Here is a 24,813-nt window from a genome sequence, read left to right as displayed (position 1 = left end):
TGCCAAAACTGCTGCTGCAAAACCGGCCGCCAAGCCGGCCGCTAAACCTGCTGCTGCGAAACCAGCCGCGAAACCAGCGGCCAAACCTGCTGCTGCGAAACCGGCTGCCAAAGTGGCCGCTGCCAAGCCAGTTGCCGCGAAACCAGCACCGGCCAAGCCAGCAACGCCTGCTGCTACCCCGGTAGCGTCCACCGCTCCAACTGCACCGGCCAGCAGCACGCCTGCCCCGGTGGCGCCAAGCACCACTCCAACCAGCGCTTCCTAAGCGTTGGTGACCACGACGCGCAGCTGCTGCAGCGCGTCGTGGTCAAGGTTGGCGGCATCCTCAGCCGCCAGTCTTTCCAGCCATCGTTGCTGACCTCTGGCATTTTCCATCGGCCACCCTCGCGCCAGCGCTTCCAAACGCGCCAGCAATTGCCGTTCAGCCTCCAATTCCAGAGCTTTGACCCGCTCGCGCAACCCTGCCAAATCCTCATCCTGCTGCGCCAGGGTGCGCCACTGCGTGCGCACTTGTCGTAACGGTTCAATCACTTGTGTCTGCCAAGGCCTGGCAATTTTTTTCAGCGCTTCTATGCGTTCGGCGGTCACTGTCACCGTGCGCTGCTCCAGCCACGCGCCACACAGCAACAGGCACACATCCGCACCTCGATCCTGTAAACGCAGGCAAGCGGCTTCGCACCCTGGGCGGGCGTAAGTCGAAAGGGCAAAGCTCCACAGGTCAGTGCACATATTCACACCCAAGCCAGCGGCGAACGAAGCTGGTAGACTCCGCCGCCATTATGATCCGACTTCAAAGCCTAACATTACAGCGTGGCCCGCAACGTCTTCTCGAAGACGCCGAGCTGACCCTGCACGCCGGTCACAAAGCCGGCCTGATCGGTGCCAACGGCGCCGGCAAATCCACGTTGTTCGCCCTGTTGCTGGGTGAGCTAACCCCGGATTCCGGGGACTGCCTGCTGCCGGCCGACTGGCGCATCGCCCATATGCGCCAGGAGATCGACACCCTGGACCGCATTGCGATCGACTATGTGCTCGATGGCGACCTGCGTCTGCGCCAGGTGCAACACGACCTCGCCGAGGCCGAGAAAGCCCAGGACGGTGCCGCCCAGGCCCGCCTGCACTCGGAACTCGACAGTGCCGACGGCTACACCGCCGACGCCCGCGCCCGCAAGATGCTCGCAGGCCTTGGTTTTACCAACGAACAAATGGACCGTCCGGTCGCAGACTTCTCCGGCGGCTGGCGCATGCGCCTGAACCTGGCCCAGGCGCTGATGTGCCCCTCGGACCTACTGTTGCTCGACGAACCGACCAACCACTTGGACCTCGATGCGATCCTGTGGCTGGAAGACTTCCTCAAGAGCTACCAGGGCACTTTGCTGCTGATTTCCCACGACCGGGATTTCCTCGATGCCGTGGTCGACAACATCGCCCACGTCGAACAGAAAAAAATCACGCTCTACCGTGGCGGCTACACCGCATTCGAACGCGCTCGCGCCGAACGTCTGGCCCAGCAGCAACAGGCGTTCGAGAAGCAACAGGCGCAGCGTGCGCATATGGAAAGCTACATCGCCCGGTTCAAGGCCCAGGCCACCAAGGCCCGTCAGGCCCAGAGCCGAATCAAGGCCCTGGAACGCATGGAAGAGCTGTCGGCGGCCCACGTCGACTCGCCGTTCGACTTCGTGTTCCGCGAATCGGTGAAAATCTCCAGCCCGTTGCTGGATCTTTCCGATGCACGCCTGGGTTATGGCGACAAAACCATCCTGGAAAAAGTGAAGCTGCAGCTCACGCCGGGTGCGCGCATCGGTTTGCTTGGCCCCAACGGCGCGGGTAAGTCGACGCTGATCAAGAACCTGTCCGGTGAGCTTTCCCCCCTGGCCGGCCGCCTCACCCGTGGCGAGAACACGGTGGTGGGCTACTTCGCCCAGCATCAGCTGGACTCTCTCGATTCCAAGGCCAGCCCGTTGCTGCACCTGCAGCGCCTGGCGCCGACCGAACGCGAGCAGACCCTGCGCGACTTCCTCGGGGGGTTCGACTTCCGTGGTGCGCGTATCGACGAGCCGGTGCTGAACTTCTCCGGTGGCGAAAAAGCCCGACTGGCCCTGGCGTTGATCGCCTGGGACCGTCCGAACCTGCTGCTGCTCGACGAACCGACCAACCACCTTGACCTGGAAATGCGCTTGGCGCTGACCATGGCGCTGCAGGAGTTCAGCGGCGCGGTACTGGTGGTGTCTCACGATCGCCATTTGCTCAAAAGCACCACGGATAACTTCCTGCTGGTGGCGGACGGCAAAGTCGAGGAATTCGACGGCGACCTGGACGACTACGCGCGCTGGCTGACGGACTACCGCCTGCGCAACGCGCCGGTCAGCAACACCCCGGTCAACCCGGACAAGACTGACAAGAAGGCTCAGCGCCAGGCCGCCGCCGCCTTGCGTCAGCAACTGGCGCCGCACAAGCGTGAGGCTGACAAGCTGGAAGCCGAACTGGGCAAGGTGCATGAGCGCCTGGCCAAGATCGAAGCCAGCCTGGGCGACAGCGCCGTCTACGAGGCCGCCCGCAAGGATGAGTTGCGCGACCTGCTGGCCGAACAGGCCAAGCTCAAGGTACGTGAAGGGCAATTGGAGGAAACCTGGATGGAAGCCCTCGAATTGCTCGAAACCCTGCAAGCGGAGCTGGAGGCGCTGTCCTGATGGAAGCGTTGCAGTTGCCGATACCGACGCAGTGGGTTGAGCCCGTATGGATCGGCGTGCAAATCCTGCTGATCCTGTTGGCCGGTTACCTCGCCCAGCGCTTTGTTGCCAAAGGCCTGACTCGCCTGGGTGAGCGCTACCCGTTCCCGCCGCAACTGCTGATGCCGCTGCGCGGTGGTCTGCGCTGGCTGATCATGGGGAGTGCGCTGATCTTTGTGCTGGGGCGCCTGGGTGTGTCCGCCACGGTGTTGTGGACGGCGTTGTCGGGGTTTGTCGCGGTTGCCGCCGTGGCGTTCTTCGCCATGTGGTCGGTGCTGTCCAACCTGCTGTGCGCCATTCTGATCTTTACCGTCGGGCCGTTTCGCCTGGGTGATATTGTCGAACTGGTGGATACCGTCGACAAGCCGGGCGTGAAGGGCCGGGTCGTGGCAATCAACCTGCTCTACACCACGTTGGTCGAAGTGGCAGAGGCCGGTACCGACAGCGCAATGGTTCAAGTGCCCAACAGCCTGTTCTTTCAGCGCTCTGTGCGGCGTTGGCCGGGCACTCCTCTATCTCCTCTGTAGGAGCGAGCTTGCTCGCGAAGGATCGTCAACGATAACGCAGCGCATTCAGTTGGCTCGCATTGCCTGTGGGTTTTTCGCGAGCAAGCTCGCTCCTACAAAAAATCTATAGCCAGCCTTTGGTCGGCGGAGTTAGCTTAAGGCACAACAGCAAACTCCCTCCTGAGGTGTGCAATGGCACTCGATACGTGGCTGGCCTTTTTCCTGGCCAGTTGGATCATCTCCCTTTCCCCCGGCGCCGGCGCTATCGCCTCGATGTCCAGCGGCCTGCAATACGGTTTCCTGCGCGGTTACTGGAACGCGATTGGCCTGCAACTTGGGCTGGCAATGCAGATTGCCGTCGTCGCTTGCGGCCTGGGTGCCATTCTGGCGACGTCCTCCACCGCGTTCTATGCGATCAAGTGGTTTGGCGTGGCGTACCTGGTGTACCTGGCCATCAAGCAATGGCGCGCGCTTCCCATGGACATGACCGATGACGCGGCGGTGCGCCCGATCGGCAAGCCGATGGCGATGATGTTCCGTGGTTTTCTGGTCAATGCCAGCAACCCCAAGGCTCTGGTGTTCATGCTGGCGGTGCTGCCGCAGTTCGTGAACCCGCAGGCGCCGCTGCTGACCCAGTACCTGATCCTGGGGGCGACGATGATCTGCGTCGATATGGTGGTGATGGCGGGCTATACGGGGTTGGCGTCGAAGGTATTGCGCCTGTTGCGTACGCCTAAGCAGCAGAAACGCATGAACCGTACGTTTGCCGGGTTGTTTGTCGGCGCTGCCGGCTTTCTCGCCAGCCTTCATCGCGCGACCGCGTAACCGTTGTAGGAGCCGGCAAGCCGGCTCCTACGGGGTTCAACGCAGGATTTTGGGTGCCTCATCCCTTGGCAGGTTGTTGCGCAGCGCCGGCTTGCCCGGGTCTTGATACCCGCCCCCCAATTGCTCCGCCAACTGCCGCGCCACATCCTCACCCAGTGCTTTCGACACGTCCTTCACCACACGCGGCCGGTTCAGGCTCACGCGCACATCGCGGCTGTTCACCAGCTTGGTGTCCTGGCCTTCGCCCATGGCGGTGAACGCCGAGGTTATCTCGTAGGTGCGTGTATTGATCAGGCTGAAATCCGCCACCAGTGTCAGACCCAGCACGGCCGAGTAGCTGTTGGTGTGGTCCAGGGCGTTGATGTCCTGGGTGAAGTCGATGTCCGACAAGGTGCCGAACAGCACGTAGTCGGCGCCTTTGAAGTGACCGGCCTTGATGCGCTTGATCACGTCGTAGACGTCACCCTTGGCATCTGCGGTGTAAGGCGTGCCTTGCACCAGCTGGAACTGACGCGACTTGAGAATCTCGCCCTTGATGTCACCGCTGAATTTGCGCAGCTCGGTCTGTTCGATATAGCTGGTACGGCTTTCGTACTCGCTGTAGTTCGACGCACCGCTGGCGTGGTGGCTGCTTGCCTGGAAGTTGTTGCTGGCCGATACTTGGTGGATGTATTCCTCGACCCGCGCCTCGTAGGCCAGGTCGGTCACCGCGATCTTCGGGGCGGCCGAGGCGCCAAAGGCGCACAGCAGGCCGATCATGCCGATCCATGCACGCATTGCTTAGCGCTCCGTGGTCTTGCGAATTTCTTTTTCGTCCATCCATTCGGCCAGGCCGCTCTCGACGTCGACCAGTTGCAGGCTGAATTTGTAGAACACGTCCTTGTAGTCCGAGCTGCGCTTGACGATGGAGCTGATGGAGCCTTCCAGACGGTACTTGGCGGCGACCATGTTGCCGGTCTTGCTGACGGTCGACTTCTTGTACAGGCCGCTCTGGTTCTGCAGCTTGAGCTGGTCGACCTGGCTCTGCATGTCGGTGTTGTCGCTGGCGAAGCGGGCAGTACCCGTTTTCATAAGCTGGGTCTTGATCGACGTGGTGATCTCGCGAGTGTCGATGTACTCGCTGGTCTTGTTCTTCACGTCATACACCTGCACCACCGGGCGGCCCTGCAAGATGCCGGACTGGGCCAGGGAGCGGGTCATGCTTTCGGCGATCATCTGCAGGTCGGTGGAGCCGAACTCGTTGGTCACCGTTTCCACGGCCTTGGTGTCGCCGTAGCTGATGTTCTTGCTGCCCAATACGGGCGAGGTGTTGGAGCAGCCGCTGGCCAGCAGGGCAACGACAGCGAGCATCGAGAAGCGTGCAAACATGGGGAATTCTCTCTGAAACGTAAAAGGGGAACGGCTCAAGGCGTCTTCACTTCAAGGCGGAAGTCCGCCGCCTGCGGCAGGTTGGCAATGGCCGGCAGGAAGGTCGCCTGGTTGGCGTACAGGTTCAGTACTTTCCAGGTTTCTTCGTCGCCCACCGGGAAGCCGTCAGCGCCCAGCCAGGCGAAGCGGTAATACATCGTCTGGTTGCTGCTGGTGATGTTGCTCAACTGCACCTTGGCGGTGAGGAAACCGTTTTCGCGCGCAACGCGGATGGCACCGACGGCGATGCCCTTGAACTTGCCCATCACCACGATTTTGCTGGCGGCGCTGCCAGGCTCCGGCGGTGGCGGGGTGGCGCAGCCGGCCAGCAGGACCAGCGCCAGGGCACCGAGGATGAAATGACGCATAGCGTGCTCCTTAAGGTTGTTTGAGGGCGACGGCCTGGGTAGCGGTGCTCGGCACCACATGGGTGGCCAGGCCACCGGCGAATACCTGATTACCCACCACGCGCAGGGTGATCACCTGATAACGCTGGTCGGCCTTGACCGTCACCAGCGTGCCGCCAAAGGCGTTGGGCAGGCTGACTTGGTGCTCGCCGTGCTTGAGGCGCAGGCGCGTCACCTGGGTCATGTCCGGCAGGGTGCGCCAGGTGCGGGTGTCGGCGCCTTCGGTGACCGCCGAGGCGATACCCAGCACCAGGCCCGCCATGGGGTTGGTCTTGTTCAGGTTGTTTTGCGCCACGCCACGGCTGACCGCACGCACCGTGGTGCGCAGGATGATCCCCGGCATGTCATCGCGCAGGGCACGGCGGGACATGGCCGTGGTGCTGTTGAGGGCTGTGAGGTTCCGTTGCTGGCCGTCGACGCCGATCTGGGCGAAGGTCGCGGTGGACGTGTCGGCCTTGATCACCGGGAACGACAGCGGGGTGATCACCAGATTGCCGTTGATCGGGATCGGGATCGGCAGGCGAATCGAATCGCGGGCCGGCGCCAGGCCGCTCTGCACCACAATCAGCACGTCGGTTTCATCGGCGCCGACCTTGGATTTGTCCAGGTCCAGCAAGGCCTGTTCAAGTAATGGGGTATTGGGGCGCAACTCAGCCGCCTTACGGTAACCGGGGGCCGCCAGATCTTTCTCGCCCAGGGCTTCGTAGACGAAACCAGCCAGGTAATGGCTGAACGCGCTTTGGTAGCTGTTCTTCAGGCCGACCACTTCCGGAGCATCCAGGGCTTCCACCGGGTAGCCGCGCAGGTCTTTCACCTGGGTGGTGACACCTTCACGCTCCGCTTCGTCTTCGCGCTTGAGGTATTCCTTATCTCGCAGGTCCGCGATTACCGCTTCGCGTTCGTGAGTTTTCTTGATCTCAGTGCGTGCGCCATCGAAGTCGTTCAAGGCCAGCAGGTTCAGGGCCATCTGCGTGGTCAGCATGACCTTTTCGTAGTCATAACCTTCGTAGCGCCGCACCTTGTCGTTGGCGAGGAAACTGCCGAATTGGGCCAGGTACTTGGCGCTGTCGAACTTGACCGCCTCTTCCCATTTGTAGACCTGCAGATCAGCGCTGCGCCAGGCGGTCTGACTCCCCGTCAAATCACCCTTGGCCCGCAGCAACTCACCCTTCTCGAAGAAATACAGCAAGTCCTTGTCTTCACCGCTGTTGTTCTTTTCCAGCAGCGTCAACGCCGCGTCGACATTCCCGGTGGCCAACTGCTGATTGGTAGCCTGCAACTCGGTGTCATAGCTGCGGAACATCGAACAGCCCGACAACAACGCCACCGCCGAGAGCGCAAGCAAAGGTAAAGCGCGAAATGCCATGCAGCCTTCTTCCCTGAAAGTAGTAACCACTGTGGTAATTCCTCATAAAAACGAGGAACGAAATTCCCTTTCGCACTAACAGGGCGCGGCATTATAAGCGCCATTACTGGCAAAACAATGGCTATTTGCCCGACGAAGTCGCCCAATGCGCCACCAGTCCGCTTCTTAAAATGCCTCGCTTTTACCAACGACAAATCACTTACGCCTTGAGTCAAACCCCTTAAGCCCTAACAATGTGTTACTTCGTATTTCCATTTGAGATTCGTTCATGACTGCCCCCTTCCGTTTTCTCGCCTGGCTACTAGTGCCGGCGTTGATGTCGTGCAGCTTCAACCTGTTGGCCGCAACTGCCGAGGGCGCCCCGCAAGCCCTGCATTTGCTGGACTACATTGGTGCTGACTATCCACCGACGGTGGAGGCGGGCAAGGTTATCGATGAATCCGAATACCGCGAACAGGTGGAGTTTCTCGGGGTGTTGCAGGGGCTGGTGGCAGAACTGCCGCAACGCCCGGAACGCGCGGCGTTGGTCAAAGGCGTCGACGAACTGTTAGCGGCGGTAACCGCCCATCAGGACGGCGCAACGGTTGCTCGGCAAGCCCGCCAATTGGGTGCCCAACTGGCCGTGGCCTATGAAGTCAGCCAGGCCCCGGCAATCACCCCTGATCCAACGCGAGGTGCGCCGCTCTACGCCCAGCATTGCTCGGTGTGCCACGGCACCGCGGGCGCTGGTGATGGCCCGGCCAGCGTCGGTATGACGCCGCCACCGGCCAATCTGCGCGACCCTGTGCGCCTGGACCGCTTGAGCCTCTACGCGATCTACAACACCCTCGGCCTGGGCGTCGAAGGCACCGATATGCCGTCCTTCGCTGATCAACTGGACGACCGTCAGCGCTGGGACCTGGCCACTTACATTGCTGGCTTCACCGCCGACCCGGCCGCCGCGAAAAGCGAGCAACCGTTCAACCTCGCCGACCTGGCGCGCCAGACTCCGAACGAAGTCCTGGCCGCCAACGGTGAGGCTGCCGCGACGACATTCCGCGCCCAGCGTGCGCAACCGCCGCAGGTCAAGCGTGGCCCGGCGCAGTTGCTCGATTACACCGCCACTACACTGGACAAGAGCTTGGCCGCGTTCCGCAACGGCGACCACGAACAGGCCTACGACCTGTCGGTAGCTGCCTACCTGGAAGGCTTCGAGCTGGTGGAAAGCTCGCTGGATAACGTCGACGCCAACGTGCGCAAGGACACCGAGAAGGCCCTGATGGCCTATCGGCAGTCGTTGCAGGACGGTTTGCCGGTCGAGCAGGTGCAGCAGCGCCTGGATGTGGCCAAAGGCAAGCTCACCGAGTCCGCCGGTTTGCTGGGCAGCGACGGCCTGAGCTGGTCGCTGAGCTACATCTCCGGCCTGCTGATCCTGCTGCGCGAAGGCCTGGAAGCCATCCTGGTGCTCGCCGCGATCCTCGCGTTCCTGCGCAACACCGGCCAGCAGTCGGCGGTGCGTAGCGTCAACGTGGGCTGGGGGCTGGCGCTGTTGGCGGGCCTGGCGACCTGGGCGCTCGCCGCGTATGTGATTGACGTGAGCGGCGCCCAGCGTGAATTGCTGGAAGGCTGCACGGCGCTGTTCGCCAGCGTGATGGTGCTGTGGCTCGGCGTGTGGATGCACGACCGCCGCCACGCGGCCGCCTGGCAGGACTACATCAAAAGCAGCCTGGTAGGCGGGGGCGGGCGTTTTGGCTTTGCGATGCTGGCGTTCTTCTCGGTGTATCGCGAGCTGTTTGAAGTGATCTTGTTCTACGAAACCCTGTGGCTGCAAGCCGGCCCGGCCGGGCACAACGCCGTGCTGGCAGGTGGTGCAACGGCGCTGGTGCTGCTGGTGGGCCTGGCGTGGGTGATTCTGCGCGGTTCGGCCAAGCTGCCGCTGGCGCTGTTCTTCGGCATCAACGCGGCGTTGCTGTGTGCGCTGTCGGTGGTGTTCGCCGGGCATGGCGTGAAGGCATTGCAGGAAGCCGGCATCTTCGGCACGCGACCGGTGGCGTTCTTTGACTTCGACTGGCTGGGCATCCACGCCGATGCGTACTCGCTGAGTGCGCAGGCGGTGGCGATCCTGGCGATTGTGGTGCTGTATGGTCGCAGTCGGTTGGCCGAGAAACGCCGAGTGGCGGCCTGACATGCGCGTGTGGATCGATGCCGACGCCTGCCCTCGGGCAGCCAAGGACCAGGTGGTGAAGTTCGCCCTCAAGCGTCAGTTCGAGGTGGTGCTGGTGGCCGGGCAGAGCCAGATCAAGCCGAGCTTTGCGTGTGTGAAGCTGATTGTGGTGCCCAGCGGTCCGGACGCGGCGGATGACTATCTCGTAGAGCACGCGGTGCCTGGCGAGTTGGTGATCTGCAGCGACGTGCCGTTGGCCGACCGCCTGGTGAAAAAGGGCGTCACCGCCCTCGATCCACGGGGCAAGGAGTTCAGCCCGGCGAACATGAGCGAACGCCTGGCGGTGCGCAACCTGTTCACGGATCTGCGTGAACAGGGCCAGATGGGTGGGGGGCCACCGCCTCACGGTGAAAAAGAAAAGCAGGCGTTTGCCAATGCCCTGGACCGAATCCTCACGCGCCTGATGCGCCAACCCTGACCCTGCGGCGAAGAGTTTTTGTGGCGAGCGGGCTTGCCCCGCGCTGGGGTGCGCAGCAGCCCTAAAACATACAACCGTGTTCTAACTGACTTTCCGCATTGCCTGGATTAGGGCGGCTTCGCCACCCAACGCGGGGCAAGCCCGCTCGCCACAACAAGCCCGCTCACCACGCAAGCCAGCTCGCCACAGTTGGGGCAATCAGTCGTTTTCGTGGGTCAACTCCAGCACCCGGTCCACCAGCTTGTTGATCCCTGAAGCGACCTCGCTGATGTTTTTGCCAAGCATATAGGCCGGCGTGCTCACCAGTTTGCGCGCCTTGTCTTCGACAATATCTTCCACCGTGCACTCCTGATGGGTGGCGCCCATCTTGTCCAGCGCGGCGGCGGTGTCGGCGCAGTTGCCGATGGTGCAGGTCACTCCCGGGCCATAGATCTTTGCCGCCAGGGCCGGTGAGATGCAGATCAGCCCCACTGGCTTGCCCGCTTCGGCAAAAGCCTCGGCCAGCTCCAGCACCTGTGGGTTGACGCTGCAGCCTGCGCCTTCCACGGCAAAGTTCGACAGGTTCTTCGCCGCGCCAAACCCGCCGGGCACGATCAGCGCATCGAAGTCTTCAGCATTGGCTTCGCGGATGTCTTTCACATCACCGCGGGCAATCCGGGCCGACTCCACCAGCACATTGCGCGACTCGGGCATTTCTTCGCCGGTGAGGTGGTTGATCACATGCAGTTGCGCGATGTTCGGGGCAAAACATTGGACCTGAGCACCGCGCTGGTCCAGGCGCAGCAAGGTGATCACGCTTTCGTGGATCTCTGCGCCGTCATACACGCCGCAGCCGGAAAGGATCACTGCAATCTTTTTGCTCATGGGCATTTCTCCTAGGGTCATGGCGTTAAATGTCTACTAATTTGTCACCTGTTGCCAATGGGCTCTTGCGCCGCTGCACCTAATCTAGATGTAACAAAAACAAACCGGACCAGACCATGGACTTCGTGCCTTATGCGGTACCGTTTTTCATCGCCTTGATCGTGGTGGAGCTGCTTGCCGACCACTGGCGCGGCGAGCGCAACTACCGGGTGGCGGATGCCATCAACAGCCTCAGCACCGGCGTGCTGTCCACCACCACAGGGCTGTTGACCAAGGGTGTAGGGATTTTGACCTACGCGTTCGCCCTCAAACATCTTGCATTGATTGATCTCCCGGCCCAAAGCGTCTGGACCTGGGTATTCGCCTTTGTGTTCTACGACTTCTGCTACTACTGGCTGCATCGCATGGGCCATGAACGCAACATCCTGTGGGCGGCGCACTCGGTGCATCACCAGAGCGAGGACTACAACCTCAGCACCGCCCTGCGCCAGACCAGCACTGGCTTCCTGCTGAGCTGGATTTTCTACCTGCCACTGGCCGTACTCGGTGTGCCATTGGTGGTGTTTATCAGCGTGGCGTCGCTCAATTTGCTCTATCAATTCTGGGTACACACCCGGCATGTGCCCAAGCTTGGCTGGTATGAATGGTTTTTCGTCACGCCGTCCAATCATCGGGCCCACCATGCACAGAACGCTCTCTACATGGATCGCAACTACGGCGGGGTGTTCATTATTTGGGACCGGCTGTTCGGCACCTTCCAGGAAGAGGACGACAACGAACCAGTGATTTTCGGCGTGACCACGCCCTTGGCCAGCTGGAATCCGCTGTGGGCCAACCTGCAGTTTTATGCGCAGTTGTGGAGTGATGCGCGACGTACCGAGCGCTGGTGGGACAAGTTGCGCATCTGGTTCATGCGCACCGGTTGGCGCCCGGCGGATGTGAAGGCCAAGTACCCGCTGGCCAAGCATGACCTGACCCAGTTCCGTAAATTCGAAGTGCCGCTGGATGGTCGCCAGCAGGTCTACATCGCCCTGCAATTTGCGGCGTATGTGGGTTTTGGCAGCTATTTGATGAATTTCGGCGAAGGTTTGCCCACGGCGGCGCTGATCCTGGGTTGGAGTGCCATGGCGCTGGGGTTGTTTACCTTGGGTGTGGCCTTGGAGAATCGCCCGTGGGCGCTGAAGGCGGAGCTTTCACGGCTGGTGCTGAATGTGCCGCTGGTGTGGCTGGCGCCGCTGGTTGGGCTGTGGCCCGCCAGCAACCTGGGCTGGCTGGGCCTGCTGAGCTACAGCCTGCTCAGCGTGATTGGCCTCTACTGCTGCAGAAGCCGGTTTACTCGGCTGGTGTCTTAGGCGTTTCGACCGGGACCGGCTCGGCCGCGAGCCGGGCCTTGGCCTCGGCACAGGCCTCGCGAGCGATGCGCGCATTCTTGATGCGGCGGCGCAGCCACAGGCCGAAGCCCAGTAGCAGCAACGCGCCCAGCACCCACAGCTCGTACTTCTTGATGCTGCCCAACATACCTTCCAGCACCGCGCCGAAGTGATAGGCCGCAGCGCCGAGAGCCAACGCCCAGATCGCCGCGCCAATCCCGTTGAGGATCAGGTAGCGCAGAGGTGGGTAGCCGGACAGGCCGATCGCCACCGGCATGACCGTGCGCAACCCGTAGACGAAGCGGAAGCTCAGCACCCAGATATCCGGGTGCTTGCGGATATGCTCCAGGGCCTTGTCACCCATCAATTGCCAGCGCGGCTTGCGCGCCAACAACTTGCGACCGTGTTTGCGGCCCATGTAATACCAAAGCTGGTCGCCGGCGTAGCTGCCGAAAAAGGCAACGACCACCACCAGGTTGATATCCATGTAGCCACGGAACGCCAGGAAGCCTGCGAGAACAAGAATGGTCTCGCCTTCAAAGAAGGTGCCCAGGAAGAGCGCAAAGTAGCCGAAGTCATGCAGAAATTGTTGAAGCATGGTCTGGGGTGCTGGCGAAATGAACGCGCAGCCTACGCCTTCACGAAGATTCATGAAAGTATCGAGATGTGTCACGAAGTGAACAATTCCTACGGAAATGACGAATGCGACTACAGGTCGCATCCTTAAGCACAACTGTCATACCTTCGTCATAATGGCCGCTTATAACTGCAACGCTCGCCCGTGAACCCGGGCTCAGGAGTCTGTCGTGAGCTTTACCCCTGCCAATCGTCTGTTCCCCGCCACCCGTCTGCGTCGCAATCGTCGTGATGATTTTTCTCGCCGCCTTGTACGTGAAAACGTACTGACGGCGAATGATCTGATCTTGCCGGTCTTTGTACTGGACGGTGAAAATCGTCGGGAAGCGGTGGCTTCGATGCCCGGTGTGGAGCGTTTGACCATTGATTTGCTGCTTGAAGAAGCTGCCGGTTGGGTCGAACTGGGGATTCCGGCGTTGGCGTTGTTCCCGGTTACGCCGTCTGAACTCAAGTCCCTGGATGCTGCCGAAGCCTGGAACCCGGACGGGATCGCCCAGCGCGCCACCCGCGCCCTGCGCGAGCGTTTCCCGGAGCTTGGGGTGATCACCGACGTGGCGTTGGACCCGTTTACCACCCATGGCCAGGATGGCATTCTGGACGAAGACGGCTATGTTCAGAACGACATCACCGTTGATGCACTGGTCAAGCAAGCCCTGTCCCACGCCGCTGCCGGCGCCCAGGTGGTTGCCCCGTCGGACATGATGGACGGGCGCATCCAGGCCATTCGCGAAGCCCTGGAGCTGGCCGGTCACGTCAATGTGCGCATCATGGCCTACTCGGCCAAGTACGCCAGCGCCTATTACGGGCCGTTCCGCGATGCGGTAGGTTCGGCGCTTAACCTGGGCAAGGCCAACAAGGCTTCGTACCAGATGGACCCGGCCAACAGCCATGAAGCCCTGCACGAAGTGGCGGCCGACCTGGCCGAAGGCGCTGACATGGTGATGGTCAAGCCGGGGATGCCGTACTTGGACATCCTTTACCGGGTCAAAGAAGAATTCAAAGTGCCGACGTTTGTCTACCAGGTCAGCGGCGAGTACGCGATGCACATGGCTGCAATACAGAATGGATGGCTGAGTGAAGGGGTGATCCTTGAATCCCTGACAGCCTTTAAACGCGCCGGGGCTGATGGCATTCTGACCTACTTCGCCGCCCGCGCCGCCCAATTGCTTAGAGAGCAACAATAGCCCTCACAGGAACATTCGATGAATACCGAAGGACTCTCAGAAGTTGCCGTAAAAGACGCTCACCCGGTGGTTGAACAAGTCACCGAAACCCCGCCGGAGCATGAGCCCGCCGCGCCTGCCGTGGTAGCCGAGCCGCCCGTGCCGGCCCCGGTGGCGGCGGTGACCAACCTGGATGACAGCAGCCTGTACATCCACCGCGAGCTGTCACAACTGCAATTCAACATCCGCGTGCTGGAGCAGGCGCTGGATGAGTCCTACCCGCTGTTGGAGCGGCTGAAGTTCCTGCTGATCTTCTCCAGCAACTTGGACGAGTTCTTCGAGATCCGCGTCGCCGGCCTCAAGAAACAAATCACCTTCGCCCGTGAACAAGCCGGCGCCGATGGCCTGCAGCCGCACCAGGCCCTGGCGCGCATCAGCGAGCTGGTGCACGGCCATGTAGACCGCCAATACGCGATCCTCAACGACATCCTGTTGCCGGAACTGGAGAAACACCAGGTCCGCTTCATCCGTCGCCGTCACTGGACCACCAAGATCAAGACCTGGGTGCGCCGTTACTTCCGTGACGAGATCTCGCCGATCATCACCCCGATCGGCCTCGACCCGACGCACCCGTTCCCGTTGCTGGTGAACAAGAGCCTCAACTTCATTGTCGAGCTTGAAGGTATCGACGCCTTCGGTCGCGATTCCGGCCTGGCGATCATCCCGGCGCCGCGTCTGTTGCCACGGATCATCAAGGTACCGGAAGAGGTAGGGGGCCCTGGCGATAACTATGTATTCCTGTCGTCGATGATCCATGCGCACGCCGATGACCTGTTCCAGGGCATGAAGGTAAAAGGCTGCTATCAGTTCCGCCTTACCCGAAACGCCGACCTGGCGTTGGACTCCGAAGACGTCGAAGACTTGGCCCGTGCCCTGCGCGGCGAGCTGTTCTCGCGACGCTACGGCGACGCGGTGCGCCTGGAAGTCGCCGACACCTGCCCTAAGCACCTGTCGGACTACCTGCTCAAGCAGTTCAACCTGGCCGAGTCCGAGCTGTACCAGGTCAACGGCCCGGTCAACCTGACGCGGCTGTTCAGCATCACCGGCCTGGACAGTCATCCGGAGCTGCAATACACGCCGTTCACGCCGCAGATCCCGAAACTGCTGCAAAACAGCGAGAACATTTTCAGCGTGGTGAGCAAGCAGGACATCCTGCTGCTGCACCCCTTCGAGTCCTTTACCCCGGTGGTCGACCTGCTGCGCCAGGCTGCCAAGGACCCGCACGTATTGGCGGTACGCCAGACCCTGTACCGTTCCGGCGCCAACTCGGAAATCGTCGATGCCTTGGTCGACGCTGCGCGTAACGGCAAGGAAGTCACGGCGGTGATCGAGCTGCGTGCGCGGTTTGACGAAGAGTCCAACCTGCAACTGGCCAGTCGTCTGCAAGCGGCCGGTGCAGTGGTGATCTACGGTGTGGTCGGCTTCAAGACCCACGCCAAGATGATGCTGATCCTGCGCCGCGAGGCCGGTGAAATCGTGCGTTACGCGCACTTGGGCACCGGTAACTACCACGCCGGCAACGCCAAGCTCTATACCGACTACAGCCTGCTGACCTCCGACGACGCCTTGTGCGAAGACGTCGGCAAGTTGTTCAGCCAGCTGATCGGCATGGGCAAGACCCTGCGCATGAAGAAGCTGCTGCACGCGCCGTTCACCCTCAAGAAGGGCATGCTCGACATGATTGCCCGCGAAACCCAGTTCGCCCTCGACGGCAAGCCGGCGCACATCATCGCCAAGTTCAACTCGCTGACCGATCCGAAGATCATCCGCGCGCTGTATAAGGCCAGCCAGTCCGGCGTGCGCATCGACCTCGTAGTGCGCGGCATGTGCTGCCTGCGTCCGGGCATTGTCGGCGTGTCGCACAACATTCATGTGCGCTCGATCATCGGCCGCTTCCTGGAACACACGCGGGTCTTCTACTTCCTCAATGGCGGCGAAGAGCAGATGTTCCTCTCCAGTGCCGACTGGATGGAGCGCAACCTCGATAAGCGGGTAGAAACGTGCTTCCCGGTGGAAGGCAAGAAGCTGATCATGCGGGTCAAGAAGGAGCTGGAAAGTTACCTCACCGACAACACTCACAGCTGGAGCCTGCAGTCGGACGGCCGCTACGTGCGCAACACGCCGACCGGCAACCAGAACCCGCGCAGTGCGCAGGCGACGTTGTTGGAGAAGTTGGGTAGCCCGATTCTGACGGTGAATTGAGGCTTAGCCTGGCAGCATAAAAAACGGCCCTTTCGAGGGCCGTTTTTTTATGCCGATACGTCACCTCTGTAGGAGCCGGCTTGCCGGCGATGACCTCAGTACCGTCACCGCCAGCCTCGAAGCCGTCATCGCTGGCAAGCCAGCTCCTACAATGGGCTATCAACGCAGGTTCAGGCTGAACCCCACCCGCGTCAACCACTCGGCTTCCTGGGCAAAGTCCGCCTGGGTCAGCTGGTTTTCATCCAGCCAGCCCTTCGGGAATACCACATCCAGGCTGTCGCCATTGGCGCGCAGGGTCACCTGGGGCATTTCCTGGGTGCCGCGAATGTGGTGGAACAGGATCGCAAAGCGCAGCAGCACGCACAGGCGGATCAGCTTGATGCCTTCGTCACCAAATTCAGCGAATTTGTCCTTGGGGATGTTGCGGCGATGGCCGCGTACCAGCAAAGCCAGCATCTGCTGGTCTTCGCGGGAGAAGCCGGCCAGGTCCGAGTGCTCGATCAGGTAGGCGCCGTGCTTGTGGTAGTGGTAATGGGCAATGTCCAGGCCCACTTCATGCACCTTGGCGGCCCAGCCCAGTAGCTCGCGCCAGACGCCGTCTTCCAGGTCCCAGTCCTCGGCCACCTGGTCGAAGGCATGCAGGGCTTTGCGCTCCACGCGGGCGGCTTGTTCCAGGTCGACGTGATAACGCTCCATCAATGAAGTGAGCGTGCGCTCACGCACGTCTTCGTGGTGGTGGCGGCCCAGCAGGTCATACAGCACGCCTTCGCGCAGGGCGCCGTCACAGTGGTCCATGCGTTGCAGTTCGAGGGCGTCGAAGATCGCTTCCAGAATCGCCAGGCCGGCCGGGAAGATGGTGCGGCGATCGGGCTTGATGCCGTCGAAGTCGATTTTTTCGGCGTCCCCCAGCTTGAACAGCTTGCGCTTGAGCCACGCCAAGCCCTCGGCGTTGACTTCGCCGGTGCCATGGCCGCCGGCTTTCAGGGCCAGACCGATGGCGCGGATGGTGCCAGACGAGCCGATGGCTTCATCCCAGGTCAGGCGGTGCAGGGCGTGCTCGATGCTCATGATCTCCAGCCGCGCCGCCGTGTAGGCCTGGGCGTAGCGCGCCGGGGTGATCTTGCCGTCCTTGAAGTAGCGTTGGGTGTAGCTGACGCAACCCATCTGCAGGCTTTCGCGCAACAAGGGCTCGAATCTTTGCCCAATGATGAATTCGGTACTGCCGCCGCCGATGTCGGCGACCAGGCGTTTGCCGGGGGTGTCGGCCAGGGTGTGGGACACGCCTAGATAGATCAGGCGCGCTTCTTCACGACCGGAGATGACTTCGACGGGATGCCCCAGGATCTCCTCGGCGCGGCGGATGAATTCGCCACGGTTGCGGGCTTCACGCAACGCGTTGGTGCCGACGATTCGCACGGCGCCCAAGGGCATGCCGTTGATCAACTGGGCAAATCGCTTCAGGCAATCGAGCCCGCGCTGCATGGATTCTTCATTGAGCTGGCGTTCGTCGTCGATGCCGGCAGCCAGTTGCACTTTCTCGCCGAGCCGCTCAAGGATGCGGATTTCGCCGTTCTGGGCCTTGGCCACGACCATGTGAAAGCTGTTGGAGCCCAGGTCGATGGCGGCGATCAGGGACAGATTCTTGGCTTGGGATTGCGGCATGGTTTGTGGGTCTCGGTCGATAACCCAGCCATCGTGCCACGATCGACCTTTGGTGCCAACGCGTACGGCTTCGGTAATTTTCCTGCGGGTGTCTGTGAGGAATTCTTGTGGGACATGTAGGGTGGTTTTCTAAGTTAAAAGAGAAGTGGAGATTTTCTTTGTAGGAGTTGTTAACTATTGATTGTAAATGTGGTGTTTACGACTTTGCCTACAAGGTGGAGATTAATAGCTTATCGGAATTGACTCTAAACCTACTTGGTACTTAGGTTTGGCCCACTTTTTATTTTTACGCCTCCCACAAATATTGACGTGTTCTCTGATTCATTAATTAGGTGCCAACGCTACAGACTGTCATTCGGCAATGTTGCCGTGGTGTTATTTATTTATGGTCGGAGTTTTCGGCTGTTGTAAATGCACCTACTCATTACAGATGACAGGTTGAATATGAAAAAAATGCTTGGTGTGACAGTGGGTGTTCTTTGCTTGGTCGCAAGTATCGGCGCTCACGCAACGAATGTTGCTGAGCTGATTGTACGAGGGACTATCAAACCGGCGGCTTGCAACCTTAGTCTCGCCGGTGGCGGTGTCGTTGATTACCGGGAAATTCCCGCCTCAAGCTTGTTGCCGACGGGGTTCACCCCTCTTGCCGCGAAGTCTGTCGGCTTGACCATCACTTGCGGCCAGAACTCAGCGCCGGTCCGCGTGGCACTGAGCGACCTGCAAACCAATAGCAAGGTGATAGGCATCCTTGGGGCGGGGTTCTCCGAGGCTCAGAACTTCGGCCTCGGCGCCCGCAATAACAAGCGCACCGGTGGGTACTCCGTTACGCTCAAGGATCTGAAATCGTCCGGCAGGAGCCTGAGCCCTATCATGCGGAGCGGTCAGGGGGCGAGTTGGCAGAACAGTGACGGTAAAATCAGCCAAACGCCGACCCAGTATTCATGGCGTGACGGTGCCACCGCGGTGCCTGTATCCGTCAGCACTCTTACAGGCACGCTTGAAGTGAAAGCCGTTATCAACCGCACGCAGGATTTGGACTTGACCCGTGAGGTGACGCTGGATGGTCGCACCAGTCTGTTAGTGGACTTCATCTAAGTACGTCATTAACAGCCGGCATGAGCGCAAAGATACTGACTTGTCTCTGTTAAGTGTCGGCTGTTTTAACGTGCGCGTTTGTTGGTATTCGACTTTATGGTGGTGGGGAAAATCGGTGAATGCTTTATCAATAATCCTGAAGTCGTTGTTGCGCTCTATAAGCTTGTGCCTTTTTTTGTGTGGTTTGGCAGTTGCAGACGGAATGCAGCCCGAAACAACCGTTGTCATTCTAAATGAAGAAGAGGGTGAGGCAGCGCTTAACGTAAAAAACACGGACCCTGGCCCCGCGTTACTTCATTCGGTCATACAAAACATACCCGAAGACCCGGAACCCTTGTTGATCGTAACGCCCCCGATTACGCGGGTCGAAGCGGGCGACACCCAACTTGTCCGCTTTATCAGTACTGCAAAGCAACCGCTCAAGACCCAGCGTCTGAAACGAGTGTCCTTTGAAGGTATTCCCGAAGCACGTGCACCCGGCGGTGCGACCATTGGTATCACCGTGCGCGTGAGCCTGCCATTGATCCTGCATCCCAAAGGCTTGCCCAGGCATGACGCGCCCTGGCAGCTGCTGACATGGACGCGTGAAGGGAATCAGTTGAGGGTCCACAACAACAGCGCTTACGTCGTGCGCCTGGGGATGGAAGTACAACTGCACCCGCAGGCAAGCGTGGCAACGTTGCCGCGAACCTACATCCTGCCGGGCGAAGTGCTGACGCTCGCGTCGGCCGGCTCGGTGGCGGGAGTAATGGCCGTGGAGATTCATCCGGCCACGGTCTACGGGTTTACGGTGGACAGTTACCGCGCGCCCGTCACAGCAGATGCGGATTGACGGGCCTATGAAAAAGATCAGGCATACCCGTCGCTCTGCCAATAGCGTGCCGAGCAATGTTTCCCAGCTTCGTTCCAGAATTCTGCTGGGGCTCGCGACCCTCTGGAGTCTGCCAGGCACTAGCGCAGCGGTTGAGCTGGGGCAGGGTTTTGACGTGGCCGCGTTGACCTCCCTTGGGATTGATCCTCAGGTGTCTGAATACTTTCGCAGCGCAGCGCGCTTTCGTGAAGGTATCCATGTGGTCGGACTGCGAGTCAATGGCACCCCGTTGGGCTTGGTTGACGCCCGTTTCGATTACCAGGGGCAGTTGTGCTTCACCCCCGCGTTGCTGGCAAAGGCCGGTCTGGTTACCCCGTCCAGGCTTTTGCGCGAGGGCATCACCCCTGACCAGGCCTGCCATGATTTCGTTGGGGAATACCCCGCGACCATGGTGCGGCTGCGCCCCAGCAGCGACGAAGTCACCCTGGTGGTGCCGACCCAGTCCTTGCGTGCGCCGGAGTGGGAGGGCGGGAGTTTTTCCGAGGGTGGCGCGGCCGCCATCTTCAACTACGACATATTGGGTTTCGATACCCACTCGCGCAGTGGGTCAAGCCGCTTCGTATCGGCCTATACCGAGGCGGGATTCAATCTGGGTAATTGGATTGTACGTAGCCGCCAGTTTTATGTTTCCGACAATGGCAAGACGCGCACCGAACAGGTGAACGCCTATGCCCAGCGTGATGTCGCGGCGTTGCAGTCGACATTCCAGGTGGGGCAGATTTCCAGCAACAACCCGATTTTTGGCGGTGTGCAACTGACCGGCTTGCAGTTCTCCCCGGACGGACAGCAGCGCAGCGGTGCGGGCGACAGCAATGTCGTGGTTGAAGGGCTGGCTCAAAGCCAGTCGCGGGTTGAAGTTCGTCAATCAGGCGCATTGATCCATTCCACCCTGGTGCCGGAAGGTCCGTTCCGGCTGACCGGTTTACCGTTGCTGAACAGCACCAGCGACCTCGACGTGAGCGTGATTGACGTGCGTGGTGCAAAGCGCAGTTTCGTGGTGCCCGCTGCGTCCTTTCGGGGTGGGGCTCCGATCGAGCCGGGATATTACTTTTCCCTCGGCAAGGTGCGTGAAACGTCCATCGACAACCAGGATTATCCAGTGGTCGCCATGGGCAGCGGCACCTGGGGGCTGGGCCAGCGCTCGTCGCTGGGCTTCGGTTTGCTGAGTACCGACGAGTACCAGTCGGCTGGCGGATCGCTGAGCAGTGTGTTTTTCCATCAGATGACCGTGGGCGTGCGTCATAACCTGTCCCGTGATGCTCAAGATGAGGTGGGTGGCGCGCGTAGCACGCTGTCTTTGGGGACTCCTTTATTCGCCAATCTTGATATCAACCTGAGCGCTTCGGCGCAGAGCCGCGGCTACCGGGAGGTACTGGACGCCGGTCAGGCGTCGCGGGGGTACAACCTCGATGCGCGTTTCAAGCGCCAGTACACGGCAGGGTTGAACTGGGCGGCCCCGTCCCTGGGGGGCTTCTCCTTCGGTTTTACCCGCAATTCGCAATTCGACGGGCAATCCAGCGATCACCTCTTTGCCTCGTGGAACAACACGTTCAACGGCGTGGGTGTCGCACTGATCGCCGACGCCCAGGTAGGTGCAACCGAGCCTCGGCGCCTGGACCCGGTTCGGGGCAGCCGTCGCGACGAGCGGCAGGACGAAGGCACGTCGGTCAGGCTGCAGGTCACGGTGCCCCTGGGTGCTGATCGGCGTGTGAGTTCTTATGTCAGTCGTCGAGGTGACCGGCTGGATGCCGGCACCGCCCTCAGCGAGCGGGTCAACGACTATGTGAACTACGAGGTTGGTGTTGATCGGGACATGAAAGAGCGTGAGCAAAGCGTGCGCGGTCGTGTGGACGTCTTACCGCTGTATACCCGCGTGAGCTTGGGTATCGACCGCGATCCGTCGAACACCCACTATTCCGGCCAACTACAGGGCGGCATCGTGGCCCATGAGCATGGGGTGACGTTCTCGCCGTATGCAGTGCAGGACACCTTTGGCATTGTCTCGGTGGGCGATATCGGGACGGCCAAGGTTTCGACGCCCCAAGGACCGGTATGGACCGATTTCAGCGGCCAGGCGGTGATCCCCGGGCTGCAGGCCTACAGCAACAACCATCTGCAGGTGCAGACCCAATCGCTGCCCAAGCGCGTCGACTTGAAGAACGGCACCAAGGTGCTCGCTGCCGGTCGGGGTTCAGTCAACATTCTCAACTTTGATGTGGTGAAAGTCCGTCGTCTGTTGCTTGAAGCCCAGGACGAAGAGGGCCGGCCACTGCCTCAAGGCGCCGCAGTGTTCGGCCAGGACGACAGCTTTGTGACCAGCGTGGTGGGTGAGGGCATGATTTTCCTCAGCAATATCGATGGGCCGCAAACCTTGAAGGTTTCACTGCCGGATTCGCAGTCCTGCGTGCTGCAAGTCAACCCGGAGCAAGAGCCTGACGATGACAAACTCTATGAAACCGCACCGGTGGTCTGCCATGTTCGCTAAGCGCAGGAACCTGTGGCTGTTGTGGGTCGCCCTTGTGGCGACCCAGGTGCAGGCTGAAAATTGCCGGATAACCCTGAGTGAGCCCCGCGTCGACTATGGTGTGATTCGCCCAGCGCAAGCTACCTCCGGCAGGGCGCTAATGACGCTGGACACACCGCGCACGCTGCACTTGAGCGTGCTTTGCACGGACCCTTCAGCGATGGCGTTGCGTTTCAGTGGTGTAGCCGCCGATACCCAAGGCTTCCAGTTTGGTCGGCAGGGGCGTTTTACCTTGAACCTGAGGCAGGCTCAGGTCGACGGCAAGCCGGTGTCGTGGCTGCCCGATGACAGCTCCAGCGCGCAGTTGTTACCGGGTCGTGTGTTAGCTGCAAGCGCAGGCGGTATGCCGGTGACGGGCCGTCGGCTGACAGCCCAGGTGGAAATAGCGGTTCAACTGCCGGCCGACGCCCTCTCGGTGCGTCGGGAGATGCTGCTGGAAGGCCGCGGCCAATTCGAACTGGTCAGCCCGGCTGTTCGGTAGAACCGATGAAGTTCGCCAGCTCGGCGGTTTGCGGGCTGGCGAACAACATTTTTGGGTCGCCCACCTCGTGCACCTTGCCCTGGTGCATGAACACCAGCTTGTCGCCGACTTCACGGGCGAAGCGCATTTCGTGGGTCACCATGATCAGGGTCATGCCGTCCTTGGCCAGTTGGCGCACCACGCTGAGCACTTCATTGACCAGTTCCGGGTCGAGGGCCGAGGTGATTTCGTCGCACAACAGCACCTTGGGCGACATGGCCAGGGCGCGGGCAATCGCCACGCGTTGTTGCTGGCCGCCAGACAGGCGATCGGGGAAGGCGTCGAACTTTTCGCCCAGCCCGACGCGCTCCAGCATTTGCCTGGCCAATTGAGCCGCCTTGGCCTTCGGCACTTTTTGCACAACCTGCGGCGCAAGCATGACGTTCTCGCCCACCGTCAGGTGCGGGAACAGGTTGAACTGCTGGAACACCATGCCGACTTTCTGCCGCAGGCTGCGCAGGTCGGCGCGTGCGGCGTCGAGGTATTCGCCATCGACTTCGATCACGCCGTCGTTGATCGACTCCAGGCCGTTGAGGGTACGCAGCAAAGTGGATTTGCCCGAACCGCTGCGGCCGATGATCGCCACCACCTGGCCTTCTTCAACGGTCAGGTCGATGCCTTTGAGTACATGGTGATCGCCGTAGTACTTATGCAGGGCGGAAATTCTAAGCAGAGGCATGCAGTCTCCTTTCCAGGTAGCGCGCACTGAGGGACAAGGGGTAGCAGAGCAAAAAGTAACCAAGGGCCACCAGGCCGTAGACCATGAAGGGCTCAAAGGTCGCGTTGGCGAGCATGCCGCCGGTCTTGGTCAGTTCGGTGAAGCCGATGATCGAGGTCACGGCGGTGCCTTTGACCACCTGCACCGAAAACCCCACGGTGGGCGCGACGGCAATCCGCAGCGCTTGGGGCAGGATCACGTAGCGCAGTTGCTCAAGCGGGTTGAGCGCCAGGCTGGCCGAGGCTTCCCATTGCCCGTGGGCGATGGAGTCGACGCAGCCCCGCCAGATTTCGGCGAGGTAGGCGCTGGTAAACAACGTCAGGGCTATGGCGGCTGCCAGCCAGGGCGAGATGTCCACACCGAGCAGGGCGATGCCGAAAAACACCAGGAATAGCTGCATCAGCAGCGGCGTGCCCTGGAACAGTTCGATATAGGTGCGCGCAAGGTTGCGTGGAAAGGCTTTGCGGCTGATGCGCAGGGTCATCACCAGCAAGCCAATCACGCCGCCGCCGACAAACGCCACCAGCGACAGCAGCAATGTCCATTGAAGGCCCGTCGCCAGGTTGCGCACGATGTCCCAGAACGAAAAATCACTCATCGGCTGTTCCTCATCACGTAGCGGCGGCCGATCCAGTTGAGCAACTGGCGAATCATCAGCGCCATGCACAGATACACCAGGGTGGTCAGGGCATAGGTTTCAAAGGCGCGGAAGTTGCGCGACTGGATGAAGTTGGCGGCAAAACTGAGTTCTTCCGTGGCGATCTGCGAGCACACCGCGGAACCGAGCATCACGATGATGATCTGGCTGCTCAGGGCCGGCCACACCTTGCCCAGCGCCGGCAGAAGCACTACGTGGCGGAAGGCTTCGAAGCGTGTCATGGCCAATGCGGCGGCGGCTTCGAGCTGCCCGCGCGGGATGGCTTGAATGCCGGCGCGGATGATTTCGGTGGAGTAGGCGCCCAGGTTGATCACCATCGCCAGCACGGCAGCTTGCCACTCGGTGATCTTCAGCCCCAGGGACGGCAGGCCGAAGAAGATGAAGAACAGTTGCACCAGGAACGGCGTGTTGCGGATCAACTCGACATACACACCGAAGATCCACGCAAACGGCTGGATCTTCCACGCCCGCACCACGGCGCCGACGGTGCCCAGGGCTACGCCGAGGATAGCGCCAATGGCCGTCAGTTCCAGGGTGAACAGCGCGCCGCGCAACAGCAGGTCGGTATTGGCCAGCACCGGCACGAAGTCAAATTGATACGCCATGAGT

Annotated in this window: 24 protein-coding genes; 13 read left to right on the top strand and 11 right to left on the bottom strand. The window is 60.9% G+C overall.

The window, feature by feature from the left end:
* Positions 1-265 (top strand): hypothetical protein (locus tag CI807_RS31555; RefSeq protein WP_256578713.1); only part of this gene is annotated, 265 nt, incomplete at its 5' end.
* Here the strand turns inward: CI807_RS31555 and CI807_RS05335 are convergent.
* Positions 262-729: a TIGR02444 family protein gene (locus CI807_RS05335; protein WP_095013966.1), complete on the bottom strand. Its 468-nt coding sequence runs from the start codon at positions 727-729 to the stop codon at positions 262-264. The genes CI807_RS31555 and CI807_RS05335 overlap by 4 nt on opposite strands.
* 50 nt (positions 730-779) lie before the next feature.
* On the opposite strand from CI807_RS05335, the gene CI807_RS05330 reads away from it, so the two are divergent.
* The 3 genes from CI807_RS05330 to CI807_RS05320 all read left to right on the top strand — a co-directional run bounded on the left by CI807_RS05330 (position 780) and on the right by CI807_RS05320 (position 4,060).
* Positions 780-2,690, top strand: coding sequence for an ATP-binding cassette domain-containing protein (locus tag CI807_RS05330; RefSeq protein WP_028618428.1), 1,911 nt, complete (start codon positions 780-782; stop codon positions 2,688-2,690).
* On the top strand, positions 2,690-3,256 hold the full coding sequence (locus CI807_RS05325) for a mechanosensitive ion channel family protein (RefSeq protein ID WP_095013965.1): 567 nt from the start codon (positions 2,690-2,692) through the stop codon (positions 3,254-3,256). Before CI807_RS05330 ends, CI807_RS05325 begins: the two co-directional genes overlap by 1 nt.
* 171 nt (positions 3,257-3,427) lie before the next feature.
* Positions 3,428-4,060: a LysE family transporter gene (locus CI807_RS05320; RefSeq protein ID WP_016975855.1), complete on the top strand. Its 633-nt coding sequence runs from the start codon at positions 3,428-3,430 to the stop codon at positions 4,058-4,060.
* Positions 4,061-4,096: 36 nt separating this feature from the next.
* Here CI807_RS05320 and CI807_RS05315 read toward each other — a convergent pair whose 3' ends face one another.
* Genes CI807_RS05315 through CI807_RS05300 form a run of 4 tightly spaced genes read right to left on the bottom strand, consistent with a single transcriptional unit; the run spans position 4,097 to position 7,240 of the window.
* A complete protein-coding gene (locus CI807_RS05315) occupies positions 4,097-4,837 on the bottom strand; it encodes a penicillin-binding protein activator LpoB (RefSeq protein ID WP_095013964.1) in 741 nt (246 codons plus the stop codon).
* Between the two features lie 3 nt (positions 4,838-4,840).
* On the bottom strand, positions 4,841-5,428 hold the full coding sequence (gene lpoB, locus CI807_RS05310) for a penicillin-binding protein activator LpoB (RefSeq protein WP_028618424.1): 588 nt from the start codon (positions 5,426-5,428) through the stop codon (positions 4,841-4,843).
* A gap of 35 nt (positions 5,429-5,463) precedes the next feature.
* The gene (locus CI807_RS05305) at positions 5,464-5,835 is read right to left on the bottom strand and encodes a YcfL family protein (RefSeq protein ID WP_038844227.1); all 372 of its coding nucleotides are present in this window, start codon (positions 5,833-5,835) and stop codon (positions 5,464-5,466) included.
* 10 nt (positions 5,836-5,845) lie between these two features.
* On the bottom strand, positions 5,846-7,240 hold the full coding sequence (locus tag CI807_RS05300; RefSeq protein WP_095013963.1) for a COG3014 family protein: 1,395 nt from the start codon (positions 7,238-7,240) through the stop codon (positions 5,846-5,848).
* Positions 7,241-7,508: 268 nt separating this feature from the next.
* Between CI807_RS05300 and CI807_RS05295 the strand changes: the two genes are divergently transcribed.
* Both CI807_RS05295 and CI807_RS05290 read left to right on the top strand, forming a co-directional pair.
* Positions 7,509-9,404, top strand: coding sequence for an FTR1 family protein (locus CI807_RS05295; protein WP_095013962.1), 1,896 nt, complete (start codon positions 7,509-7,511; stop codon positions 9,402-9,404).
* 1 nt (position 9,405) lies between these two features.
* Complete coding sequence (locus tag CI807_RS05290) at positions 9,406-9,861, top strand: YaiI/YqxD family protein (RefSeq protein ID WP_061434562.1); 456 nt, start codon at positions 9,406-9,408, stop codon at positions 9,859-9,861.
* A gap of 198 nt (positions 9,862-10,059) precedes the next feature.
* Here CI807_RS05290 and elbB read toward each other — a convergent pair whose 3' ends face one another.
* Positions 10,060-10,725, bottom strand: a complete 666-nt coding sequence (gene elbB / locus CI807_RS05285; protein ID WP_016975848.1) for an isoprenoid biosynthesis glyoxalase ElbB — start codon at positions 10,723-10,725, stop codon at positions 10,060-10,062.
* Positions 10,726-10,841: 116 nt separating this feature from the next.
* Here elbB and CI807_RS05280 point away from each other — a divergent pair, with 116 nt between their 5' ends.
* Positions 10,842-12,077 carry a sterol desaturase family protein gene (locus CI807_RS05280; protein ID WP_095013961.1) on the top strand — a complete coding sequence of 412 codons (1,236 nt, stop codon included), beginning with the start codon at positions 10,842-10,844 and terminating at the stop codon, positions 12,075-12,077.
* Here the strand turns inward: CI807_RS05280 and CI807_RS05275 are convergent.
* The gene (locus CI807_RS05275) at positions 12,058-12,693 is read right to left on the bottom strand and encodes a DedA family protein (RefSeq protein ID WP_095017505.1); all 636 of its coding nucleotides are present in this window, start codon (positions 12,691-12,693) and stop codon (positions 12,058-12,060) included. The two genes, CI807_RS05280 and CI807_RS05275, sit on opposite strands and share 20 nt — an antisense overlap.
* A gap of 208 nt (positions 12,694-12,901) precedes the next feature.
* On the opposite strand from CI807_RS05275, the gene hemB reads away from it, so the two are divergent.
* On the top strand, positions 12,902-13,915 hold the full coding sequence (gene hemB / locus CI807_RS05270; RefSeq protein ID WP_095013960.1) for a porphobilinogen synthase: 1,014 nt from the start codon (positions 12,902-12,904) through the stop codon (positions 13,913-13,915).
* 18 nt (positions 13,916-13,933) lie between these two features.
* Complete coding sequence (ppk1, locus tag CI807_RS05265) at positions 13,934-16,156, top strand: polyphosphate kinase 1 (RefSeq protein ID WP_016975844.1); 2,223 nt, start codon at positions 13,934-13,936, stop codon at positions 16,154-16,156.
* A gap of 159 nt (positions 16,157-16,315) precedes the next feature.
* Here the strand turns inward: ppk1 and ppx are convergent, their stop codons facing one another.
* A complete protein-coding gene (ppx, locus tag CI807_RS05260) occupies positions 16,316-17,818 on the bottom strand; it encodes an exopolyphosphatase (protein WP_033897523.1) in 1,503 nt (500 codons plus the stop codon).
* 444 nt (positions 17,819-18,262) lie between these two features.
* Between ppx and CI807_RS05255 the strand changes: the two genes are divergently transcribed.
* The 4 genes from CI807_RS05255 to CI807_RS05240 all read left to right on the top strand — a co-directional run bounded on the left by CI807_RS05255 (position 18,263) and on the right by CI807_RS05240 (position 22,789).
* Positions 18,263-18,913, top strand: a complete 651-nt coding sequence (locus CI807_RS05255; protein WP_095017504.1) for a DUF1120 domain-containing protein — start codon at positions 18,263-18,265, stop codon at positions 18,911-18,913.
* A gap of 115 nt (positions 18,914-19,028) precedes the next feature.
* Positions 19,029-19,745 (top strand): fimbria/pilus chaperone family protein, encoded by a 717-nt coding sequence (locus tag CI807_RS05250; protein WP_371857995.1) that lies wholly within the window; start codon positions 19,029-19,031, stop codon positions 19,743-19,745.
* Positions 19,746-19,752: 7 nt separating this feature from the next.
* Positions 19,753-22,269 carry a fimbria/pilus outer membrane usher protein gene (locus tag CI807_RS05245; protein ID WP_256578712.1) on the top strand — a complete coding sequence of 839 codons (2,517 nt, stop codon included), beginning with the start codon at positions 19,753-19,755 and terminating at the stop codon, positions 22,267-22,269.
* Positions 22,259-22,789 (top strand): hypothetical protein, encoded by a 531-nt coding sequence (locus CI807_RS05240; RefSeq protein ID WP_095013958.1) that lies wholly within the window; start codon positions 22,259-22,261, stop codon positions 22,787-22,789. The genes CI807_RS05245 and CI807_RS05240 overlap by 11 nt, the downstream gene beginning before the upstream one ends.
* Here the strand turns inward: CI807_RS05240 and CI807_RS05235 are convergent.
* The 3 genes from CI807_RS05235 to CI807_RS05225 are packed head-to-tail and all read right to left on the bottom strand — an operon-like array spanning position 22,770 to position 24,809.
* On the bottom strand, positions 22,770-23,507 hold the full coding sequence (locus CI807_RS05235) for an amino acid ABC transporter ATP-binding protein (protein ID WP_095013957.1): 738 nt from the start codon (positions 23,505-23,507) through the stop codon (positions 22,770-22,772). The genes CI807_RS05240 and CI807_RS05235 overlap by 20 nt on opposite strands.
* Positions 23,494-24,144, bottom strand: a complete 651-nt coding sequence (locus CI807_RS05230; protein ID WP_016978951.1) for an amino acid ABC transporter permease — start codon at positions 24,142-24,144, stop codon at positions 23,494-23,496. The genes CI807_RS05235 and CI807_RS05230 overlap by 14 nt, the downstream gene beginning before the upstream one ends.
* Complete coding sequence (locus CI807_RS05225) at positions 24,141-24,809, bottom strand: amino acid ABC transporter permease (RefSeq protein WP_095013956.1); 669 nt, start codon at positions 24,807-24,809, stop codon at positions 24,141-24,143. The genes CI807_RS05230 and CI807_RS05225 overlap by 4 nt, the downstream gene beginning before the upstream one ends.
* Positions 24,810-24,813 lie beyond the last annotated feature (4 nt).

It is taken from the genome of Pseudomonas sp. NS1(2017) (assembly GCF_002269425.1).
In the GTDB taxonomy this organism is placed as follows: Bacteria; Pseudomonadota; Gammaproteobacteria; order Pseudomonadales; family Pseudomonadaceae; genus Aquipseudomonas; species Aquipseudomonas reactans.
This window is presented reverse-complemented; position numbering and strand designations above follow the sequence as displayed.

Coding starts and splice junctions, on each gene's coding strand:
- CI807_RS05240 (WP_095013958.1), top strand. CDS start 22,259: ATGTTCGCTAAGCGCAGGAACCTGTGGCTGTTGTGGGTCGCCCTTGTG.
- CI807_RS05245 (WP_256578712.1), top strand. CDS start 19,753: ATGAAAAAGATCAGGCATACCCGTCGCTCTGCCAATAGCGTGCCGAGC.
- CI807_RS05300 (WP_095013963.1), bottom strand. CDS start 7,240: ATGGCATTTCGCGCTTTACCTTTGCTTGCGCTCTCGGCGGTGGCGTTG.
- lpoB (WP_028618424.1), bottom strand. CDS start 5,428: ATGTTTGCACGCTTCTCGATGCTCGCTGTCGTTGCCCTGCTGGCCAGC.
- CI807_RS05230 (WP_016978951.1), bottom strand. CDS start 24,144: ATGAGTGATTTTTCGTTCTGGGACATCGTGCGCAACCTGGCGACGGGC.
- CI807_RS05295 (WP_095013962.1), top strand. CDS start 7,509: ATGACTGCCCCCTTCCGTTTTCTCGCCTGGCTACTAGTGCCGGCGTTG.
- ppk1 (WP_016975844.1), top strand. CDS start 13,934: ATGAATACCGAAGGACTCTCAGAAGTTGCCGTAAAAGACGCTCACCCG.
- elbB (WP_016975848.1), bottom strand. CDS start 10,725: ATGAGCAAAAAGATTGCAGTGATCCTTTCCGGCTGCGGCGTGTATGAC.
- CI807_RS05225 (WP_095013956.1), bottom strand. CDS start 24,809: ATGGCGTATCAATTTGACTTCGTGCCGGTGCTGGCCAATACCGACCTG.
- CI807_RS05280 (WP_095013961.1), top strand. CDS start 10,842: ATGGACTTCGTGCCTTATGCGGTACCGTTTTTCATCGCCTTGATCGTG.
- CI807_RS05235 (WP_095013957.1), bottom strand. CDS start 23,507: ATGCCTCTGCTTAGAATTTCCGCCCTGCATAAGTACTACGGCGATCAC.
- ppx (WP_033897523.1), bottom strand. CDS start 17,818: ATGCCGCAATCCCAAGCCAAGAATCTGTCCCTGATCGCCGCCATCGAC.
- CI807_RS05330 (WP_028618428.1), top strand. CDS start 780: ATGATCCGACTTCAAAGCCTAACATTACAGCGTGGCCCGCAACGTCTT.
- CI807_RS05290 (WP_061434562.1), top strand. CDS start 9,406: ATGCGCGTGTGGATCGATGCCGACGCCTGCCCTCGGGCAGCCAAGGAC.
- CI807_RS05305 (WP_038844227.1), bottom strand. CDS start 5,835: ATGCGTCATTTCATCCTCGGTGCCCTGGCGCTGGTCCTGCTGGCCGGC.
- CI807_RS05275 (WP_095017505.1), bottom strand. CDS start 12,693: ATGCTTCAACAATTTCTGCATGACTTCGGCTACTTTGCGCTCTTCCTG.
- CI807_RS05335 (WP_095013966.1), bottom strand. CDS start 729: ATGTGCACTGACCTGTGGAGCTTTGCCCTTTCGACTTACGCCCGCCCA.
- CI807_RS05315 (WP_095013964.1), bottom strand. CDS start 4,837: ATGCGTGCATGGATCGGCATGATCGGCCTGCTGTGCGCCTTTGGCGCC.
- CI807_RS05255 (WP_095017504.1), top strand. CDS start 18,263: ATGAAAAAAATGCTTGGTGTGACAGTGGGTGTTCTTTGCTTGGTCGCA.
- CI807_RS05320 (WP_016975855.1), top strand. CDS start 3,428: ATGGCACTCGATACGTGGCTGGCCTTTTTCCTGGCCAGTTGGATCATC.
- CI807_RS05325 (WP_095013965.1), top strand. CDS start 2,690: ATGGAAGCGTTGCAGTTGCCGATACCGACGCAGTGGGTTGAGCCCGTA.